Source organism: Quatrionicoccus australiensis (genome assembly GCF_020510425.1).
GTDB lineage: Bacteria > Pseudomonadota > Gammaproteobacteria > Burkholderiales > Rhodocyclaceae > Azonexus > Azonexus australiensis_A.
In genome coordinates this window covers 2899973-2919454 of sequence record NZ_JAHBAH010000001.1, presented here as the reverse complement: position 1 = coordinate 2919454, position 19482 = coordinate 2899973, and the positions used below count along the sequence as shown (strand labels likewise).

At 57.0% G+C, this 19482-nt stretch carries 19 protein-coding genes, 1 tRNA gene and 1 pseudogene; 9 read left to right on the top strand and 12 right to left on the bottom strand.

Going from position 1 to position 19482, the window contains the following annotated elements:
• Positions 1–99 precede the first annotated feature (99 nt).
• The 7 genes from ccoP to KIG99_RS14035 form a co-directional block, all read right to left on the bottom strand.
• On the bottom strand, positions 100–999 hold the full coding sequence (ccoP, locus tag KIG99_RS14065) for a cytochrome-c oxidase, cbb3-type subunit III (protein WP_226460719.1): 900 nt from the start codon (positions 997–999) through the stop codon (positions 100–102).
• A 15-nt stretch (positions 1000–1014) separates the two neighbouring features.
• On the bottom strand, positions 1015–1191 hold the full coding sequence (locus KIG99_RS14060) for a cbb3-type cytochrome oxidase subunit 3 (protein WP_226442588.1): 177 nt from the start codon (positions 1189–1191) through the stop codon (positions 1015–1017).
• Between the two features lie 5 nt (positions 1192–1196).
• The gene (gene ccoO / locus KIG99_RS14055) at positions 1197–1838 is read right to left on the bottom strand and encodes a cytochrome-c oxidase, cbb3-type subunit II (RefSeq protein ID WP_226461835.1); all 642 of its coding nucleotides are present in this window, start codon (positions 1836–1838) and stop codon (positions 1197–1199) included.
• 9 nt (positions 1839–1847) lie between these two features.
• A complete protein-coding gene (gene ccoN, locus KIG99_RS14050; protein ID WP_226460718.1) occupies positions 1848–3272 on the bottom strand; it encodes a cytochrome-c oxidase, cbb3-type subunit I in 1425 nt (474 codons plus the stop codon).
• A 293-nt stretch (positions 3273–3565) separates the two neighbouring features.
• Positions 3566–3763: a cbb3-type cytochrome oxidase assembly protein CcoS gene (gene ccoS / locus KIG99_RS14045; protein WP_226460717.1), complete on the bottom strand. Its 198-nt coding sequence runs from the start codon at positions 3761–3763 to the stop codon at positions 3566–3568.
• Positions 3763–6201: a heavy metal translocating P-type ATPase gene (locus KIG99_RS14040; RefSeq protein WP_226461834.1), complete on the bottom strand. Its 2439-nt coding sequence runs from the start codon at positions 6199–6201 to the stop codon at positions 3763–3765. The genes ccoS and KIG99_RS14040 overlap by 1 nt, the downstream gene beginning before the upstream one ends.
• A 58-nt stretch (positions 6202–6259) precedes the next feature.
• On the bottom strand, positions 6260–7027 hold the full coding sequence (locus tag KIG99_RS14035; protein ID WP_226460716.1) for a 3-hydroxyacyl-CoA dehydrogenase: 768 nt from the start codon (positions 7025–7027) through the stop codon (positions 6260–6262).
• Positions 7028–7217: 190 nt separating this feature from the next.
• On the opposite strand from KIG99_RS14035, the gene KIG99_RS14030 reads away from it, so the two are divergent.
• The 4 genes and pseudogenes from KIG99_RS14030 to KIG99_RS14015 all read left to right on the top strand — a co-directional run bounded on the left by KIG99_RS14030 (position 7218) and on the right by KIG99_RS14015 (position 8785).
• A complete protein-coding gene (locus tag KIG99_RS14030; protein WP_226460715.1) occupies positions 7218–7406 on the top strand; it encodes a hypothetical protein in 189 nt (62 codons plus the stop codon).
• Positions 7407–7648: 242 nt separating this feature from the next.
• Positions 7649–7990, top strand: a complete 342-nt coding sequence (locus tag KIG99_RS14025) for a hypothetical protein (RefSeq protein ID WP_226461867.1) — start codon at positions 7649–7651, stop codon at positions 7988–7990.
• A pseudogene (locus tag KIG99_RS20875) lies at positions 7876–8139 on the top strand (diguanylate cyclase); the annotation flags it as partial. The gene KIG99_RS14025 and the pseudogene KIG99_RS20875, both read left to right, overlap by 115 nt.
• 16 nt (positions 8140–8155) lie before the next feature.
• Entirely contained in the window at positions 8156–8785 is a 630-nt protein-coding gene (locus KIG99_RS14015; protein WP_226461866.1) for a hypothetical protein, read from the top strand.
• Between the two features lie 196 nt (positions 8786–8981).
• Here the strand turns inward: KIG99_RS14015 and KIG99_RS14010 are convergent.
• Positions 8982–9057: transfer RNA gene (locus tag KIG99_RS14010), tRNA-Thr, on the bottom strand.
• Between the two features lie 149 nt (positions 9058–9206).
• Here KIG99_RS14010 and murJ point away from each other — a divergent pair.
• On the top strand, positions 9207–10757 hold the full coding sequence (gene murJ / locus KIG99_RS14005) for a murein biosynthesis integral membrane protein MurJ (protein ID WP_226460714.1): 1551 nt from the start codon (positions 9207–9209) through the stop codon (positions 10755–10757).
• A 13-nt stretch (positions 10758–10770) separates the two neighbouring features.
• Positions 10771–11400, top strand: a complete 630-nt coding sequence (locus KIG99_RS14000; protein ID WP_226460713.1) for a YbhB/YbcL family Raf kinase inhibitor-like protein — start codon at positions 10771–10773, stop codon at positions 11398–11400.
• Positions 11401–11464: 64 nt separating this feature from the next.
• Here the strand turns inward: KIG99_RS14000 and KIG99_RS13995 are convergent, their stop codons facing one another.
• Complete coding sequence (locus KIG99_RS13995) at positions 11465–12322, bottom strand: amino acid ABC transporter substrate-binding protein (RefSeq protein WP_226460712.1); 858 nt, start codon at positions 12320–12322, stop codon at positions 11465–11467.
• A gap of 150 nt (positions 12323–12472) precedes the next feature.
• On the opposite strand from KIG99_RS13995, the gene KIG99_RS13990 reads away from it, so the two are divergent.
• The 3 genes from KIG99_RS13990 to KIG99_RS13980 are packed head-to-tail and all read left to right on the top strand — an operon-like array spanning position 12473 to position 16586.
• On the top strand, positions 12473–13153 hold the full coding sequence (locus tag KIG99_RS13990; RefSeq protein WP_226460711.1) for a transglutaminase-like cysteine peptidase: 681 nt from the start codon (positions 12473–12475) through the stop codon (positions 13151–13153).
• A gap of 11 nt (positions 13154–13164) precedes the next feature.
• On the top strand, positions 13165–15078 hold the full coding sequence (locus KIG99_RS13985) for a bifunctional diguanylate cyclase/phosphodiesterase (protein WP_226460710.1): 1914 nt from the start codon (positions 13165–13167) through the stop codon (positions 15076–15078).
• Positions 15079–15086: 8 nt separating this feature from the next.
• Entirely contained in the window at positions 15087–16586 is a 1500-nt protein-coding gene (locus KIG99_RS13980; protein WP_226460709.1) for a CYTH and CHAD domain-containing protein, read from the top strand.
• Here the strand turns inward: KIG99_RS13980 and KIG99_RS13975 are convergent.
• From KIG99_RS13975 to KIG99_RS20770, 3 genes are all read right to left on the bottom strand, one after another.
• Positions 16557–17684, bottom strand: coding sequence for a serine hydrolase domain-containing protein (locus KIG99_RS13975; protein ID WP_226460708.1), 1128 nt, complete (start codon positions 17682–17684; stop codon positions 16557–16559). The two genes, KIG99_RS13980 and KIG99_RS13975, sit on opposite strands and share 30 nt — an antisense overlap.
• 12 nt (positions 17685–17696) lie before the next feature.
• Entirely contained in the window at positions 17697–18875 is a 1179-nt protein-coding gene (locus tag KIG99_RS13970) for a methyltransferase family protein (RefSeq protein WP_226460707.1), read from the bottom strand.
• An 86-nt stretch (positions 18876–18961) separates the two neighbouring features.
• The gene (locus tag KIG99_RS20770) at positions 18962–19315 is read right to left on the bottom strand and encodes a pilin (protein ID WP_319002388.1); all 354 of its coding nucleotides are present in this window, start codon (positions 19313–19315) and stop codon (positions 18962–18964) included.
• Positions 19316–19482: the final 167 nt, after the last annotated feature.

The window sequence follows — 19482 nt, the reverse complement described above, 5'->3', positions numbered from 1 at the left end:
TCGCACAGCAATGCACTAAAACAATTTGGATACTGATCAGACGCAAGAAATACAGTCTGAAATAAAAAACGGGGCGGCGAACCGCCCCGTTATAGCCAATTACTTGGCGCCTTGACCCAAGCTCAACACGTAGGCTGCAAGCAGGTGGACCTTGGCATCACCGAGGAACTCCTTCCAGGCGGGCATCTTGTTCTGACGACCGTTGGTAATGGTTTCGGTAATGGTTGCTTCAGAGGAGCCATACAGCCAGACCTTGTCGGTCAGATTCGGAGCACCGATAGCGTGCATACCTGTGGCTTCTGGACCGTGGCAGCCGATACAGCCGGCACTGGAAAAGACTTCCTTACCCTTGGCAGCACGCACGGCATCATTCTGCAGACCCGACAAAGAACGGACGAAATTGGCCACATCCTTGATCGTATCAGCACCCAGTTGAGCGTGCGGGGGCATCACACCCATGCGACCATTGGCAATGGTTTCCTTGATCTGCTCCGGCTCACCGCCGTACAGCCAGTCAGCATCGGTCAGATTCGGGAAGCCCTTTGCACCGCGAGCATCGGCACCATGACACTGCATGCAGTAGGTCAGATACAAACGCTTGCCCATCTCGTTGGCCTGCTTGTCAGCAGCTACAGCCTTGAGATCCATGGCCATGTACTTATCAAACAGCGGCTTGACCGTCGCATCCATCTTGGCCACTTCAGCCTGGTGTTGACCACCGGAAGTCCAACCCAGCATGCCCTTGAAGTTGCCAAGCCCCGGATAAAGCGCCAGATAGACCAGCGCAAAAACCACGGTGATGACAAACATCCAACTCCACCACTTGGGCATCGGATTGTTGTATTCCTCAAGGGTTTCATCCCAGACGTGACCCATGGTCTTGCCCGGGGTGAAAGTCGCTTTGCCCTGAACGATCAGCAGAACCGCACAAGCAAGAATACTTGCCAAGACGATTACTACAACGTACAGGTTCCAAAAATCGCTAACGAAATCGCTCATTTGCTTTCCTTTTTTTCAGCGCGGATGTGACGTACCAGACGCCACACCCTCATCATCATGCTCCGCGAATGGCAAGTTGGCAGCTTCCTCAAAACCTTTTTTGCTGCTCTTGCCATATGCCCACCCCACGATCGCCAAGAAGCAGAGCAACCCGGCAACGGTAACGATGGAGCGCAGATCGTTGATGTCCATGGCTATTACTTGGTGTTCTTCAACGAGGTACCCATTTCCTGCAGGTACGCAATCAGAACATCCATTTCGGTCTTGTCGCCGATAGCAGCCTTGGCACCCTTGATCTCCTCATCGGAGTAGGTCGGAATACCGCGAAGATTGGCATAAGTGCGCATAACCTTCATCTTGCCCTCGATATCAGCAGCTACCGAGTCTTTTGCCTTGGTCGATGCCAAGAAGGCAAAGGCCGGCATGTTCGACTCAGGAACCACGTCACGCGGGTTGATCAGGTGGGCGCGCTGCCATTCGTCAGAATAACGACCGCCGACACGATGCAGATCCGGACCGGTACGCTTGGAACCCCATTGAAACGGGTGATCGTAGACATACTCACCAGCCACCGAATAGTGACCATAGCGCTCGGTTTCCGCACGGAACGGACGAATCATCTGCGAATGGCAGTTGTAACAGCCTTCACGGAGATATACATCACGACCGGCCAGACGCACCGCGTCATAGGGCTTGAGCCCCTCGACCGGCGTCGTGGTCGACTTCTGGAAGAAGAGCGGAACAATTTCCAGCAAACCGCCCCACAGGACAACAAACAGCGTGAGAACGAAGAGCAGGCCAACGTTCCGTTCAATTTGATCGTGCTTGATCATTATTATTCCCCCTAATCAGGCGTGGTGAGCGGCCGGAGCGACAACCGGCACGTCCTTGGTGTTACCACCGGCCATGGTCTTGAACATGTTGTAAGCCATGATCAGCATGCCAGACAGGAACAGGACACCGCCCAGCCAACGAATCGCCCAGAACGGATAGGAGCCCTTGACCGACTCAACAAAGCTGTAAGCCAGGGTACCGTCGGCATTGACAGCACGCCACATCAAGCCCTGCATCACACCGGCAATCCACATCGAAGCGATATAGAGCACGGTACCGATGGTAGCAATCCAGAAATGGGTCGTGACCAGCTTGGTGCTGTACATCTCGGTCTTGCCGAACAAGCGCGGCAGCAGGTAGTACATGGAACCAATGGAAACCATCGCCACCCAGCCCAAGGCACCGGAGTGCACGTGACCAACAGTCCAGTCAGTGTAGTGCGACAGCGCATTGACGGTCTTGATCGACATCATCGGACCTTCAAAGGTAGACATACCGTAGAAGGACAGGGAGGTGATCAGGAACTTCAGGATAGGATCATCGCGCAGCTTATGCCAAGCACCCGACAGGGTCATGATGCCGTTGATCATGCCACCCCAGGACGGAGCCAGCAGAATCAGGGAGAAGATCATGCCGACCGACTGAGTCCAGTCCGGCAGGGCCGTGTAGTGCAGATGGTGAGGACCCGCCCACATGTAGGTAAAGATCAGCGCCCAGAAGTGAACTACGGACAGACGATAGGAATAAACCGGACGGCCAGCCTGCTTCGGAACGAAGTAGTACATCATGCCCAGGAAGCCTGCAGTCAGGAAGAAGCCCACGGCGTTGTGACCGTACCACCACTGGATCATTGCATCCTGAACACCGGCATAGCAGGAATAGGAGCGCAGGAAGCCAACCGGAACTTCACAGCTATTCACCAGATGCAGAAGAGCAACAGCAACAATCATGGAGCCGAAGAACCAGTTAGCCACATAGATATGGGAAACCGTGCGCTTGGCGATCGTACCGAAAAAGACCAAGCCATACGAAACCCAGACCAGCGTGATCAGGATATCGATCGGCCACTCCAGCTCAGCGTATTCCTTGCCCGTAGTGATACCCAGCGGCAGCGTAATTGCAGCCAACAGGATAACGATCTGCCAACCCCAGAAGGTAAAGGGAATCAGCGGGCCGCCCCAGAGGCGGGTATGACAGGTACGCTGAACGCACCAGTAAGACGTTGCAAACAAAGCACAGCCACCAAATGCAAAAATAACCGCATTGGTATGCAACGGACGCAGACGCCCGAAGTGCAGCCAAGCGATATTCAGCTCTGGCCACACAAGTTGTGCAGCGATGATGACACCGACAAGCATGCCGACGATGCCCCAGATGACGGTCATGACGGTGAATTGCCGTACGACCTTATCGTTATATGTGGTTTGCGATCCAGACATGAACCCACCTCTCGTTAATGAAAATCAGAATGTCCACCCCCCTGAACCCAAGGCGGCGCATAAAAGCGGATACTATTCTAGATCAGCGACGCTGTTTTGACCTAGATCAATCTACCGACTATCTCGGTCTATTTAAGTCCGCCAAATGCAGCCCCCGTGCGGCTTTTCAGGCTCGTAAACAAAAAAAGGGTGCGTCGTAACGCACCCCAACCCCAACAGAGAATTTTCGTGAGGCATCACCCTCACACAGCCCCCATGTTGCCCCAGCACTTAGCACATCGAGTTGACCCAAATCAAATCTTCCCTGAATTGTCTTTTTTGCCATCAGCATCAACAGGCTGCGGCGGCCGCTCATCATCATCCATCAGGACACGAAAGCCAGGCCCCTCAAGGTCATCAAACTGACCACTGCGAACCGACCACCAGAAAATAACGGCAATCGCAAAAACCAGAATGACCGAAATCGGCACCAGTAAATAGATACTTTCCATCAATCCGCCTTTGCGCGCTGAATGCGCAGGGAGTTAAGAACCACCAGCAAGGAACTGGCGGACATGCCTATACCAGCCAGCCACGGCGTCACATACCCGCCAATCGCCAAAGGGAGCGCGACAAAATTATAGGCAAATGACCACCACAAGTTCTGGCGAATAATGACCAGGGTTTGTCGCGCCCGACGCAAGCCATCACTCAGATGATCCAGATTTTCCGAAAGGAGCACAAAATCGGATTGCGTCCTGGCCAGTTGAGCCCCGCCACCCATAGCAATCGAGACCTGCGCCTGCGCCAGAACCGGCGCATCATTGACCCCATCGCCAACCATGGCAACAACCCCCCCCTCTTCCTGCAAGGCCTTGACACAGGCATGCTTGCCCTGCGGCGTCACGCCGGCTCGCACGTCTTCAATACCGAGCTCAGAGGCAACGCGCCGCGCCACCGAGGGGGCGTCTCCCGTAAGGAGAACAACGTGCTTTCCCAGACTACGCAAATAATCAATCAACGCTTTGGATTCCGAACGCAACTCATCGCCGATCCGGAACAGCGCCAGACAAGCACTCGCATCAGCCAGCACCACCACCGTTTCGCCACTTTCCATCCAGTCGTCCGCAGCCACCGGAAGTTGCGCACCAGACAAGGCCAGGGCGTAGTCCGGCCGGCCAATACGGCAACGGCGACCATCAATCACGCCCTCGATACCCTGCCCCGGTTCACTAAGCGCCATGCTCGCCTCCGGCAACTCGCCGCTCACTGCCTGGCGCAACGCGGCGGCAACCGGATGTTCGGATGACTGCTCCAACGCCGCCGCCATCGCCAGACATTCAGCCTCAGGAAGCCCCCCGACGACCAGAACTCCCCGCAAACTCATGCGCCCACCGGTCAACGTCCCGGTTTTATCAAAAACGAAATGCGTGGCCCTTGCCAGGGTTTCGATCGCATGTCCGCGCGTTACCAGCAAACCATCCTTGGCCAAAGCACCCGCCGACACAGTCAAGGCAATCGGAGTCGCCAGGGAAAGGGCGCACGGACAGGTCACCACAAGCACGGAAACAGTAATCCAGAGTGCCTTTGACGGATCTGCGACATACCAGCCAACCGCAACCAAAGCCGCCACCAGCAACAGTGCGGCGACAAAATAGCTGGCAATGCGGTCAGCCATCTCGACGATCTTCGGCTTTTCCGTTGCTGCCCGCTCCATGAGTTGCACAATGGCCGACAGGCGTGTCGCCTCTCCAACTTGCTCCACCCTGACAATCAAGGGACTTTCTGCATTCAACGACCCCCCGGTCACGGCATCACCCGGCATTTTTACTACTGGCTTGCTTTCTCCGGTCAGCAACGCCTCATTGGCACAGCTGAAACCTTCAACCACCCTGCCATCTGCCGGAATCGCCTCACCCGCACGGACCAGGACATGATCGCCCGGCCGCAAGTCTGCAACCACGCATTGTTCAACCGTACGGTCGACCGGAAAATTGAGCAGTTTTTGCGCGAAGGCAGGCAAAAGCTTGGCCAAGGCCTCGGTCACGCTGAGCGCCTTCTGGCGAGCCGTCATCTCGAGATAACGCCCACCCAGCAGGAAAAAGACAAACATCGTTACCGAGTCGAAATAAACCTCGCCCTCACCAGTCAGACTCGCCCAGCAACTGGCCAGAAAGGCCGCGCCAACACCAAGCGCCACCGGTACATCCATGCCGACTCGCCGCAACTTGATGTCGCGCCAGGCATTGCGAAAAAAAGGTGCCGAGGAATAGAAAACGACCGGCAAGGTCAGCAGCAAGCTGGCCAGACGCATCATGCTTTCGATATCCGAGGTCATGTCGCCATTGGCGATATAGACCGGGAAGGCATACATCATGACCTGCATCATGCCGAAGCCGGCCACCCACAAACGCCAAAGCGCCTCGCGCCGTTCCTTGCGGGAGATTTCCTCGTTCTTCGCAGCATCGTACGGGTAAGCCCGATAACCGATCGCAGCGATTGCCCCAAGGATGTCGGAGAGCTTGATGCGCGATTCATCCCAGCGCACGCGGGCACGCCGGGTCGCATAATTGATGTCGACTGCGGTAACACCGGGCAGTTTGCCAATGTGCTGTTCGTTCAGCCAGATACAGGCAGCGCAGGTAATACCTTCGAGTAGTAGCGAAGCCTCGCGCTCGCTTTCGCCCAACTCCTTGACGAAACTTTTCTGGAAATCGGCATGATCGAAAAGCGCCAGCTGATCAAGGATCTGCGGCATCGCCTCACGCTGCGACTCGGGCAGCGAGTCACGACTGCGGTAATAGTCTTCCAGGCCATTATCGACAATTGACTGGGCTACCGCCTGGCAACCGTAGCAGCACATGCTGCGCGCCTGCCCGCCGATGGTGACCGGCAAATCGAGTTCATCGGGAACAGCCTGACCGCAGTGATAGCAGGATACTTCTGGCATGCAAATGGAAAAGGCACCGAAGTGCCTTTTGGGGTCGATGGTGGAGCCGAAGTATAGTTTATTTGGTACCCATGCGGATGGCGCCATCCAAACGAATGACTTCGCCATTCAGGTACGAGTTTTCGGCAATGTGCTTCACCAGCGCAGCGTACTCGGCCGGCTTGCCCATGCGCGACGGGAACGGCACCATCTTGCCCAGCGAGTCCTGAACTTCCGGCGGCATGCCGAGCAGCATCGGCGTTTCCATAATGCCGGGAGCAATGGTCATGACACGAATACCACTACGCGCAAGTTCGCGCGCCACCGGCAGGGTCAGCGCCACGATACCGCCCTTGGAAGCGGCATAGGCCGCCTGACCGAGCTGGCCTTCATAGGCTGCAACCGACGCCGTATTGACGATGACGCCACGCTCACCACCCGCATCCGGCTCCCCCTTCATCATCGCCTCGGCGGCCAGACGAATCATGTTGAAAGTTCCGACCAGGTTGATGTTGATGACCTTAGCAAAGCTCTCCAGACGATGCGGACCTTCCTTGCCGACCACTTTTTCGGCCGGCGCCACGCCGGCGCAGTTAACCAGGCCATGCAGACCACCAAAAACGGAAATTGCCGTCTGCACCGCGTTGACCGCCGAAGTCTCGCTGGAGACATCGGTTTCGACAAACCTCGCCCCAGCCCCCAATTCTGCGGCCAGTTTTTCACCAGCTTCGCGATTCAGATCAACCAGAACCACCTTGGCACCCGCTTCAGCCAACACCTTCGCCGTTGCCGCACCCAGACCGGAACCCGCACCGGTGACCAAAAACACTTTATCCTTGATTTGCATTGCCGCTCTCTCCTCAAAAACCGAACAAAAACAAACAGCTACTCCACACGGTAGCGTATGGATAGAAGCATATTACAACGCCCGCACCAAGCTGACAAAAGATCCGGGCGCCATTGGCAATTAAGGAAATCAAGACCTAGACTGGAATAGTCGCAACAAAGCCAGCCAACCCGCCATCAAGGAGAAGGCAATGTCCATATTTGACTCCCCCATCGCCCGCTGCGAAGCAGTCCGCGAAATGGTTCTGACCGATGAAACACAGGCCGAGTGCGCACGTGAGCACGCCTGCCCGCCCGGCCGCGTTTGCCCCTTGTGCGGCTACTTCACCGAACAAAGCGGCATTTCCGACATGACAATCGAGACAAAGCGGATCAACTAACCCCAGGCGAGACAGCCTGCCGCCAGAAAATCGCCCCATTGGGCGCGTCGACCGGTAGCGAAGCATTGCAGTTGTTTTGCCGGCACTCGCCCAGCCTGATCCTGCTTGATATCGCCCAGCCTGACACGCAAGGCATTTCGATAGCCAGAGCAATCCGGGAAGCCGAGCCGCCCACCCAACGCCTCGGGCTATCGACATGAACATCCATCATTTTCCTCGCCGCAGCTACGGATGAAGATGTTTTGGCGCAAGAGATTCTTGCCGGCGGCGATGATTTTCTCTACAAAGCGGTATCGGAGGTCGTGCTACTTGCAAAAGTACGCGCCATGCTGCGGATCGTCGCCATGCAGGAAGAACTGCACGATGCGCACCGCAAGCTGCGGAAAACATCCGTCCTGGACAGCCTGCCCCCCCCAATCGCCGCCACTTCGACGAAACGCAGAGCACCGAATGGAAGCGTTGCACCAGGTTGGAAAGCCAGCCAAGAATCGCCATCGGCGACGTGGATTTTTTCAAGCAATTCAACGATATCTATGGCCACCAGGCCGGCGACTCGTGTCTTAGAGCCGTCGCCAGCTCATTGAACGAATTGCTATTCCGTGTCGAAAATATAGTTTCCCACTATGGCGGCGAGGAGTTTGCCGCCATCCTGCCCGGCACCGACGCCAGCGGCACCCTTGCCACTGCCCGACGCATGCCGCACTCGGCGTACGGGTTGCGCATTCCTCACGAAAAGAGGACCGGCGGCCATGTTTCATGCAGCCTTGGCATCGCCCCCCTCCAACGCCGACCAACCTGCATTCAGCCTGCCGCACGCCGCGGATGCCAATCTTTATGCCGCGAAGCGGGCCGGCCGCAACAGGATTGGATTCCCCAAACAGTTCGACCGCATCCAGCAAGTGAGAACATCGAGCACCGGGCAAGTCACTCGACAAGCAATCAAACAACAACCTCAGGCCAATCGTGCAGCAAGCCACAAGCAAGCTACAGGCAAGACTCGATCAGGTCTTGACGCCAGGCTTTCTGCCAGGCGCAGCGGATGGCATGTAACCGGCAACACGGCAAAACAGACCTTCGATGGCTTCGCCATTCTTGAATACGGTCATGCTGCACATGGAAATGGCTTTCTGGGCCGAGAGTTCCTGCAGACAGGTGCGCACGTCTGCCAGCGCGATCCCGGTTTTTGCCGCGATATCGGCATCAAGCAGTTGGCCGTGTTTTTTCAGATGGGTGAGAATTGCGTCGGAGTGCATAGTCAAAACCTTTACAAAGACGCCGATCAACTATCCGCCGTCAAAATTGACGAAACAGGCCGCATCAAAAGAAGATGCGAGACCCAAAAGCAAAAAGCCCCGGCGCGACCGAGGCTGAATGCTTGAATCGTTTTCGTGCTGCCAACCCGAACCGAACCCTCGATTCACCAGAGCAGAAGAGGTTTTCATAACACAAAAACCTCTCACCACAAGCGCAGCAAGTGGCGGATTATAACAATTTTTATCGCGACCGGATAGACGCAAGCGCGACATTGCCGCATGCAGAAATGAAAAAGCCCACTAAAAGTGGGCTTGATCAAGATGGTGCCGCTTGCCGGAATCGAACTGGCGACCTTTTCATTACGAATGAACTGCTCTACCAACTGAGCTAAAGCGGCAAACCAAGGCCGCGGATTGTACAGCAGGAAAACAGCCCGGGCAACAGTTTGGCAGGCAAATCAGCACACACGACCGGCTTTTGATGCGCCGACCGGAAACAGGCGCTCAGCGTACAATTGCCGCCTGGCTTTCTGGTACCCAAGCACCCATGAATCTGTTGCGCGCCCTGGCCACGGTCAGTGGCATGACCTTGCTTTCCCGCATCCTCGGCTTTGTCCGGGACTTTGTCATCGCCCGCACCTTTGGCGCCGGTCTTGCGACCGATGCATTTTTTGTCGCTTTCAAGCTCCCCAACCTGTTACGCCGGATGTTTGCGGAGGGCGCTTTTTCACAAGCCTTCGTACCGATACTCGGCGAATACAAAAACAAGCGCGGCGAAGCGGACACCCGCACCCTGGTCGATCACGTTGCCAGCATGCTGTCCATTGCACTGTTCATCGTCACCGCCATCGGCATCCTTACCGCCCCGGCGCTGGTCTGGCTGTCAGCCGCCGGCTTTACCGCCGTTCCCGGCAAGTTCGAGCTGACCGTCACGCTGACCCGCATTACCTTTCCTTACATTCTGTTCATGTCGCTGGTCGCACTCGCCGGCGGCATCCTCAACAGCTGGAGCCGTTTTGCGATCCCGGCCTTCACGCCGGTTCTGCTCAACCTGACCTTCATTGCCATGGCGCTGTTCGCCGTGCCTTATTTCGACCCACCGGTCCTGGCACTGGCCTGGGCCGTATTTATTGGCGGCCTGTTGCAACTGCTGCTGCAACTACCCGCGCTAAAGAAAATTGCCATGCTGCCGCGCATTTCGCTCGACTGGCGAGCCGCCTGGGCCGACCCCGGCGTACGGCGCATCACGAAGCTGATGGGCCCCGCCCTGGTCGGCGTTTCGGTCTCCCAGATCAGCCTGCTGATCAACACGGTTTTCGCCTCCTTCCTGCAAAGCGGCAGTGTTTCCTGGCTGTATTACGCCGACCGCCTGATGGAATTTCCGTCCGGCATGCTCGGCGCAACACTCGGCACCATTCTGCTGCCTTCGCTGTCGCGCTATCACGCCAGCGAAAACCATGAAGAATATTCAAAGCTGCTCGACTGGGGCCTGCGCCTGACCCTGCTACTCGCCGCACCGGCGGCCCTGGCGCTCGCCATGCTGGCCGTCCCCCTGATTGCGACCCTGTTTTTCCACGGCGCATTTCTGGCCAGCGACGTCTTCAACACCCGAAATGCGCTGGTGGCATACTCCGTCGGCCTGACCGGGCTGATTCTGGTCAAGGTGCTGGCACCGGGTTTTTACGCTCGCCAGAATGTGCGCACCCCGGTACGCATCGCCCTGATTTCGCTATTGGCGACGCAGGTAATGAATCTTGCTTTCATCGGCTGGCTGGAACATGCCGGCCTGGCGCTGTCGATCGGCCTGGCTGCCTGCCTGAATGCCGCCCTGCTCTACCGCGGCCTGCGCCAGCAGGGCATTTTTGTGCCACAACCGGGGTGGACCGTCTTCATCGTCAAGCTGGGCATCGCCATGGCGGTGATGGCCGGTGCACTGTGGGCAGGCCAGGGGCAGGACAACGACTGGCTGCACGGCAACCTGCTGGCACGCATCAGCCACCTCGCCTGGTTGGTACCGCTTGGCGCCGGCGCCTATTTCGCTACACTATGGCTACTTGGTTTCCGCCTGCGCGACTTCAAACGCCGGGCTGCCGAATAAAGGAGATGCACGCATGAAACTGACCAGCACCAGCTTTACCGATGGACAACGCATGCCGGGCCAATTTTCCTTCTGCATTGCCGACCCGGCGCACCATGTTTGCCTAGGCAGCAATTTGAACCCGCAACTGGCGTGGACCGATGCGCCGCAAGGCACCCGCTCCTTTGCCGTGATTTGTCACGACCCCGACGTACCGAGCCAGGGCGACGACGTCAACCAGGAAGGCAGGACGGTTCCGGCCAGTTTGCCGCGCGTTGATTTCTTCCACTGGGTACTGATCGACCTGCCGCCAACGGTCAACGCGATTTCAGAAGGCGAATTCAGCAAGGAAGTGACGCCGCGCGGCAAATCAGGACCACAGGCCCCGCATGACAGCCGCCAGGGCATCAACAACTACACCGACTGGTTTGCCGGCGACAATGACATGCGCGGCGACTACTACGGCTACGACGGCCCCTGCCCCCCGTGGAACGATGAAATCATCCATCGCTACGTTTTTACGGTCTACGCACTGGACATCGACAAACTGCCCCTCACCGGCAAGTTTGGCGGCCCCGAGGCACGCCAGGTCATCGCCGGGCACATCCTGGCACAGGACAGCCTGATGGCGACTTACACCTTGAATCCGACGCTGCTCGCCTGAATTCCGGACTAATCAAAAAAGGCCATGCCGCTCGTCGCGACATGGCCTTTTTTGCCTGTTTTTCTTAGTTGACCGGTACGTCGCCCGGCGCCTGAATCGCCGCCTTCAGCGAAGGCGACATCGGCAATGCCAGGCTGTGACCAAGCGGCGGAATCGGATTGAGGAACCATTTTTCGTAGATCCGCGCCAGTTCACCACTCTGCATCAGACCGACCAGGGTGTCGTCGACCCGCTTCTTCCATGCCGGATCATCCTTAGGCAGCATGATCGCGTAAGGCTCCCGGGCCAAGGCTGTTTCGAGGATGACAAAATCGCCGGGACCGGCCGCCCGCTGCGCCGCCAGGACCACATCATCGGCAGCAAAGGCATCGGCCTCACCCTGCGCCAGCTGACTCATCGCCTCCTGCGGCGTACTGGCCAGAAGATGCACGAAGGTGATGTTGCTGCCCAGTGCAGCATGCTTGACGTGACGTTCGGCCGAACCGCCGGCCAGCGTCACCAGCTTGCGCCCGGCCAACTGCTCGAAACTGCCGATACCGCCGTCCTTGCGAACCATCACCTTGATTTCGCTGACATAGACGTTGTACGACAAATCGACCTGTTTCTGGCGCGCCACCGTATTGCCGGCACCACCGCAATCGAGATCCGTGATGCCGGTTTTCAGCATCATTGTGCGGGCGTTGTCGGTGACGGAAATCGGCACTACCCGGACTGCGTTGCCAGCCACCGCACGCACGGCAGAAAAAACACTGGTGCAAACATCCCACATGTAGCCGACCGGCTCCGCTCGCCCTGGCACCAGGTAGGAAAAGGGTTGCGCCTCCTCCCGATAACCGACATACAGCACCTGACGGGCAGCGACCTTGGTCAGCGTCGGCCCGACCGGACGCACCGGCTCATCGGCCGACACGGCGGAAACCATGGCAAGGCATGCCAGGAACGCACAGACGAGAAGTTTATTGGTGTTCATGGACGAGCAAGGTAACATTTGCCGGGATTATATTGGAGCCGTTTGCAAGTATTCCGTGTAAATTCGCCGCTTTGGCTAATCGACTCTGGCAGCCTTTCCGACTTGGCAAAACAACCGCTCAACTCCCTCCGTCTGCTTGTCCTGGCTGCCCTCTTCGCCACCGTCTCCTTACTCAGCCTGACGGCCGGCGCGGGGCTGGACTTCGACCGCCTGCAACAAGCGCTGAGCGCTCGCTTCAACAATCAATGGGCCAGCGCCCGCTTTGACGAATGGCGCCAGATGCTCGGCAATGGCCAAGGCACATCCGAAGCCGAAAAGCTGCGCCGCGTGAATGACTTTTTCAACCGCCATGTCGCTTTCGATGACGATTTCAGCGTCTGGGGCCAGTCCGACTACTGGGCGACGCCGATGGAGTTCATCGGCCAAGGCCGCGGCGACTGCGAAGACTTCTCGATCGGCAAATACTATTCCCTGCTCAACCTCGGCATCCCGGTCGCCAAACTTCGCCTGGTCTATGTCAAGGCGCTGCTCAACGGCGTCAATGGCCCGGTCCAGCAGGCGCATATGGTGCTGGTCTATTACGCGTCGCCGAGCGCCGACCCGCTCGTGCTCGACAACCTTGTTCCCGAGATTCGCCCGGCATCGCGCCGGAGCGATCTCTCACCCATTTTCAGTTTCAACAGTTCGGGGCTTTGGCAAGGCACCGGCAATCAGTCCAGCCAGAGCAATCTCTCGCGCTGGCAGGATTTGCTGGCACGCGCTCGCGCCGAAGGCTTCCAGTGAGGTAATTCGCCATGTCACTTTTCCGCCAGCTCTGGCTCGCCGTCATTGCCAGCACCGTCATCGCCTTTGCCGGCAGCTTTGTCGTCAGCATGTTCACCGCCCGTCAGTATCTGGAACAGCAACTGGCGGTCAAGAACAACGACAACGCCGCCTCGCTCGCCTTGTCGATGTCGCAACTGGACAAGGATCCAGTCACCATCGAACTGCAGGTCGCGGCCGTCTTCGACAGCGGACAATACGCGCGGGTCAGTCTGGTCGATCCGGAAGGCAAGACGGTGATCGAGAAGACCAGCCCGCCGATGGCCGGCACGGTTCCCGAGTGGTTCGTGCATCTTTTCCCGATTGAGTCGCAGGCCGGCATGGCGCAGGTTTCATCGGGCTGGAACCAGTTCGGCACCATCGAGCTGGTTAGCCACAGCCGTTTTGCCTATCGCGAACTCTGGGAAGGCGGCATCAAGCTGCTCTTCTGGTTCCTGCTCGGCGGCATCGGCATGGGACTGCTCGGCATGCAACTGTTGCGCCGCATCAAGCGCCCGCTCGATGCCGTGGTGGGGCAAGCACGCGCGATCAGCGAGCGGCGTTTCGTCAGCATTTCGGTCCCCGAAACCCCGGAACTGAAAAGCCTCGCCAGCGCCATGAACGCGATGGTCGAACGCCTCAAGGCGATGTTTGCCGAAGAAGCCGCCCGCCTCGAACAGGTGCGCCAGGAAGCAACACTGGACAGCCTGACCGGGCTGGCCAACCGCGCCTTCTTCCTCAACCAGCTGGAAGTCGCGCTGAGCAACGATGATGCAGCGACCAGCGGCAGCCTGCTGATGCTGCGCATCGCCGACCTCGCCGGCATCAACAAGCGGGCCGGGCGCGAGACGGCCGATGAACTGTTGCGCCGGATCGGCAGTGCCTTTGCCGAGATTGCCAGTGGCCGCCCCAACGCCGCGGCGGCCCGCCTGAATGGCGCCGACTTTGCCGTCCTGCTACCCGGCCTGTCCGACCCGAGCGAAGCAGCGGAAAAGCTGCTGCATGTCATGCGCGACCTGTCGTCGGCCGGACTGATCGACAGCGACCGCATCGCCCACCTCGCCAGCGGCACTTACCAGCACGGCCAGAGCATCGGCAACCTGCTCTCGCATATCGACGCCGCCCTGGCTGCGGCCGAGGGCCAGAGCGGACTGGCCTGGTGTCGCGCCGAAAGCGGCTGCGAGCAGATTGCGACCTCGAATGCGGACTGGAAAAAACTGCTCGAAGGTGCCATCGAAATGCACCGTCTGCGCCTGATCGAATTCCCGGTGGCTGCCAACGGCGGCCAGTTGCTGCACCTGGAATGCCCGCTGCGCCTGCAGGCGAGCGAGAACGGCGAATGGCTCGCCGCCGGCAGCTTCATGCCGATGGCCTCACGCCTCGCGATGACCAGCGAACTCGACCTCGCCGTCGCCCGCCTCGCCCTCGACCGGATTGCCGCCGGCACGCCGGCCGTAGCGGTCAACCTCTCCGGCGAGTCGATTTTGAGCCCGGCTTTCCGCGCCAGCCTGCAAGCCCTGATCGCCGCCCGCAAGGATCTGGCGCCACGCCTCTGGCTGGAGGTGCCGGAAATCGGCGCCTTCCAGCATTTCGAGGAGTTCCAGGCCTTCTGCAATTCGCTGCGTCCGTTTGGCTGCCGTCTCGGCATCGAACATTTTGGTCGCCAGTTCAGCGAAATCGGCCGCCTGCACGACATCGGACTGGACTACCTCAAGGTCGACGGCAGCTTCATTCGCGCCATCGACAGCCAGCCCGGCAATCAGGCCTTCCTCAAAGGCTTGTGCAGCATTGCCCATAACATCGGTCTGACCGTCATCGCCGAAAGTGTTCAAACCCCGGCCGAACTCGCCATGCTTCCCGGCCTCGGCTTTGATGGCGCCACCGGCCCGGCCATTCCGCGCAACTAAAGAAAACCATGAGCACAGAAATCGAACTCAAGCTGCAACTGACGCCCAAGGCAGCCAAACAACTCGGCAACCATCCGCTGCTGGCGGACATCACGCCGCAAAAGCAACGCCTGCTCAACACCTATTTCGACACGCCCGAACTGCAACTGCACGCCCGCCGGATCGCCATCCGCTTTCGCCAGAAGGGCTGGCAGTGGCTGCTCACCGTCAAGTCGGCCGAACCGGCCAGCGGCGGCCTCGCCATGCGCAGTGAATGGGAAACCGAAGCCACGCCGGGCAATTTCAACTTCAGCCACGTCGACAACGACGAACTGCGCCATTTTCTCGAAGATGCCACCGAACACCTCGAACCGGTATTCACCACCGATTTCCGCCGCCAGATCTGGCACGTCCCCTTCGGCGAATCATTGATCGAACTGGCGGTCGACCGCGGCAGCATTGAAAGCCGAGGCAAGAGTACGCCGATCTGTGAAATCGAGTTGGAACTGCTGTGCGGCACCGTCGAAGACATTTTCGGCCTGACCCGGCAGTTGCAGGCCGACCTCAACCTGGTGCCGGCGATCGCCAGCAAGGCCGAGCGCGGCTACAACCTGTTCACCAACACCCCGTTGCGGCCCTTCCGCGCCAAGACCGCCCCCCTGACACCCGAACAGACCCCGGTCGAAGCCTTCCGCCAGATTGCACTCGGCTGCCTGGAACATTTCCAGCGCAACGAACCCGGCCTGTTGAGCAGCAACGATCTCGAGTTCGTGCACCAGGCCCGCGTCGCGCTGCGCCGCCTGCGCTCGGCAATCAAGCTCTTCGCGCCAGTCCTGCCGGCACAATTCGTCAGCGCCTACGGGCAAACCTGGAAAACACTGGCCAGCGCGCTGGGCGACGCACGCAACTGGGATGTTTTCCTGACGGAAACGCTGCCTCCAATCCAAACTGCTTTCCCGGACAATCGCGACATCAAGCAACTGCGCAACGCCGCCCGCCGCCGCGCCAAGGCGGCCCGCCAGGCGATCACACGCATTCTGGCCGGGCGCGAATATCCGCGCCTGCTGGTCGAGTTCACGGCAGCTACGTATGCGTTGGGCGACGTTCTACCAACTCCACTGCCGGACTTTGCCGAAAGCCGCATCGCAGCCTATATCCGACGGGCCAAGAAACTGGCAAATAGACACGCGCAACTGACGTCCACCGAACGCCATCGGATGCGCATTTATTTCAAGAAATTACGGTATGCAATTGAATTCATGACCCCGCTGATCCCGCCTAAAAACATGAAAACGGGGCTGATCAACCTTGCTCATCTGCAAGACACCCTCGGACTTATCAATGATCTAGTTACTGCAGAACAACTTATCGAAGAAGTATTTGGTGAAAAATCCACTACTGCAGCCCGCGCCTGGATTGCAGGTCAGACTGAGTTGCTGCTTGACCAGCTACCAGAAGTCCTGATGGGATGGGTACGATTAACGGACAGTTCGCTAGCCTCACAGTTGTTCAGCAAAAAAAAGGCCTAGCCGGTCGTTGAAAGGTTTCCAATCCGCCTTACGGTAATTTCCTAAAAAAACCAACTTCTCTCCCGAGTCAAAGACTGCAGCAAAAGCAGTTGCGCCAGGCAGGCTACCATCGCGCCAAAACATATCGGACCTGCCTTCACGTTGATAGCGATAGAACGCCAATCCATGGCATGCACGCCAACGCCTTGCATCACATCTATCCGGCCCACGGAGGCTGTACCACACCGCGTTTTCACGCCCTTGTACATGAGAGGAAGTTTTCCCAAGCACATTAACCAGATCAGAAGCTGACCCCGACCACGCCCCGGTTGCCACCATACTGTTCCATGGAAGCTGTTCCAAATCACCTAATGACTCACCTTCATCAAAATGAGGTTTGACATAACCTTTCTCTTTTTTTCCATAAGGCACCAAAAAAAACCTACCCCGCCCCTCCGACCCCAAGACTCGCCTACGCACCACCTCCTCCATAGGCATCTGCTCCAAGTTTTCCACTACCGCCCCCAACAAGCAATAGCCGACATTTGCATAGGCAAAACTCATTCCCGGGTCGAAATCAAGTTGCACTCTATCCAAATAACTTAGATCCCCAGGGCACCAACTGTGCTTTTGCTGCATAGGATCCGGGGTCAGACTACGATCAAATCCGGCCCGATGTGACAACAGTTGCGCAATGGTGATCCATTTAATTCGTTCATCCCGGAATTTGGAAAAATTTTGCGGCAAATAATCCAAAAGAAAGCCAGACAAAGCCAACCGTTGTTCTTCAACTAGTTGAAGAACAACGGTCGATGTAAATATCTTTGAAAGGCTGGCATAGCTCATTCGATGCTCAAGCTGCATTTGCTCAACGGGCATCTCTGCCGAAGCCCATCCAACAGCACACCGACTGAGATGCCCATCTTCCGAGAGGTGGGCAACCTGGAACCCAGGAACCCCCTCTTCACGAGCCAAGGAAACGAGAGCAGGCAACCACCGCGGAGGCACTCCTTCACAGTGGATCGGCAACCACAACAACAGCAAATTCCCGCGTTGCTGCCAAGACAATAGAGCAAACGCAAACAGAAGAGCGCCAAGAAACCAACTTCGCCTACTCATCCGCCACCTTCATTAGCGTAACCCAGCAATGCGTCCCAAACGGGCAAATACCCCATGCCGCTCAATACGCAGGGCATAGGCAGCATACTCCGGGAAAATCATCAAATGCCGTTCCTCCGTCTTGGCACGGAGGTAATAGACAAAACTGACAAAAGCTAGCCCTGCCAGATTTCGCACCAAGTCGAAGCTACTCAAAACCCCAAAAAATGGCACCGTATGCAACCACCAATAAACATTTTTAGACAAATACCCAGGGTGCTTGGTATAGCGATAGGGACCGTCGTCAACCAAACCACGCCAACTCAGATTGGAAAACTTCAGACCAAAGCTAATCGATGCGAGCCAGTAAATCATCCAACTAAGAGTAATCAGAATTGCCCACACCCAATAAAGCGGGCTATCCGGCTGAAGCCAGTCAGTCCAAACCATATCATCACGCTGTTGCTTGATCATATGCAGAATGGAAAGAAGTGGCGGATAACACATGATGCATGACAACCAGCCAAGCCAAGTCTTATCAGTGCTTCTGATATCATTTCCTAGCAGGCGGCTAGCAAAGAAATAACCACTTGTTGCAATCAACAGATCAACGCACAAACCGAAAGTGAACAATCCCGCCACTATTTTGGCAGGATGAAGCACCCATGAAAAACTGAGCATTTCTTCAACAGCCGCAATTAACCAAACATACATCAAGGGAATAAAAAACAATTTGACTCCCCAAGCAAACACCAGCTCCCTGTGCTCGGACCAGCACCAGGGTCTCCTCCGAGTTAATGCCAAACCAAAGCGGAAGTATCCATCTTCACCTTGCGGCATGCGTTTCTCTACCCAGCCAACGTAATAGGGAGCCAACAGCAAAAGAAACGGCAAAATCAGCAAATACTCGAAATTAAAAACCCCCGTTGGCCAGCTAGAAAACAAACAAGCCATCAGCATCGGGAAAAGCAGTAACGAAACCAAACCAACACGAACTGCTAGTACTTTAAGGCGAAGCTCTTCTGATCGTAGAGGCGAATGTCCAGCAAACAAGCTTCGCCGCGGGAGCAGAGCCGAGAGTATCCCCACAAAAAAACACAAAAAAACAAGCAGGCGGGCCGCAACAAAACTGTCGATCATGCCAGCCCCATCGAGCCGAAAAGTGCACAGACCGGTGACAAAAACCAACAGCATGACCCATGAAATAAGCATCACGTATCAAATTACGCGAAAAACGAAAAAGCGCCTTGCGGCGCTTTTTCAGATGTCAAGATAATACTTTTGTGAAACACTACGAATTAACCACCCGTGGCAGCCTTGGCAACAGAACAAGTACCCGAAGCCATGTTGCAAGTCACGGTACCGGTACCCGGCTTTTTAGCAACAACGGTAAAGGTTCCGCTCAAGGCTGTCGGTGTGGCGATGGTAGTGTTACAAGCTGCGGCGGTGTGAGCCGGAACAACACTATTACCGTCCGTCAAGGCAACAAAAGCAGCATTGGCATATGCCTTGGCTTCAGCCAGACAGGCATTATCGCCAGCCTTTCGTGTGTAGTCGTTATAGGCCGGCAGTGCGACAGCAGCCAGAATACCGATAATCGCCACAACGATCATCAGTTCGATCAGGGTAAAACCTTGTTGAACCTTTTGCATTTGAATCTCCTTTGTAAAGGCGGGAAAACCGCTGTTTAACTACGAGCACCATCTATGCCAAACAACCACAACTCCCACAAAAACACAATAAACACGATAAATCATATAGTTAAAAGACAAATGGGCTTTGCGAAGCCAGAACAGGAATGAGGAACTGACTTATTTTG

Coding starts and splice junctions, on each gene's coding strand:
- ccoP (WP_226460719.1), bottom strand. CDS start 999: ATGAGCGATTTCGTTAGCGATTTTTGGAACCTGTACGTTGTAGTAATC.
- KIG99_RS14060 (WP_226442588.1), bottom strand. CDS start 1,191: ATGGACATCAACGATCTGCGCTCCATCGTTACCGTTGCCGGGTTGCTC.
- ccoN (WP_226460718.1), bottom strand. CDS start 3,272: ATGTCTGGATCGCAAACCACATATAACGATAAGGTCGTACGGCAATTC.
- ccoS (WP_226460717.1), bottom strand. CDS start 3,763: ATGGAAAGTATCTATTTACTGGTGCCGATTTCGGTCATTCTGGTTTTT.
- KIG99_RS14040 (WP_226461834.1), bottom strand. CDS start 6,201: ATGCCAGAAGTATCCTGCTATCACTGCGGTCAGGCTGTTCCCGATGAA.
- KIG99_RS14035 (WP_226460716.1), bottom strand. CDS start 7,027: ATGCAAATCAAGGATAAAGTGTTTTTGGTCACCGGTGCGGGTTCCGGT.
- KIG99_RS14030 (WP_226460715.1), top strand. CDS start 7,218: ATGTCCATATTTGACTCCCCCATCGCCCGCTGCGAAGCAGTCCGCGAA.
- KIG99_RS14015 (WP_226461866.1), top strand. CDS start 8,156: ATGTTTCATGCAGCCTTGGCATCGCCCCCCTCCAACGCCGACCAACCT.
- murJ (WP_226460714.1), top strand. CDS start 9,207: ATGAATCTGTTGCGCGCCCTGGCCACGGTCAGTGGCATGACCTTGCTT.
- KIG99_RS14000 (WP_226460713.1), top strand. CDS start 10,771: ATGAAACTGACCAGCACCAGCTTTACCGATGGACAACGCATGCCGGGC.
- KIG99_RS13995 (WP_226460712.1), bottom strand. CDS start 12,322: ATGGTTTCCGCCGTGTCGGCCGATGAGCCGGTGCGTCCGGTCGGGCCG.
- KIG99_RS13985 (WP_226460710.1), top strand. CDS start 13,165: ATGTCACTTTTCCGCCAGCTCTGGCTCGCCGTCATTGCCAGCACCGTC.
- KIG99_RS13980 (WP_226460709.1), top strand. CDS start 15,087: ATGAGCACAGAAATCGAACTCAAGCTGCAACTGACGCCCAAGGCAGCC.
- KIG99_RS13975 (WP_226460708.1), bottom strand. CDS start 17,684: ATGAGTAGGCGAAGTTGGTTTCTTGGCGCTCTTCTGTTTGCGTTTGCT.
- KIG99_RS13970 (WP_226460707.1), bottom strand. CDS start 18,875: ATGCTTATTTCATGGGTCATGCTGTTGGTTTTTGTCACCGGTCTGTGC.
- KIG99_RS20770 (WP_319002388.1), bottom strand. CDS start 19,315: ATGCAAAAGGTTCAACAAGGTTTTACCCTGATCGAACTGATGATCGTT.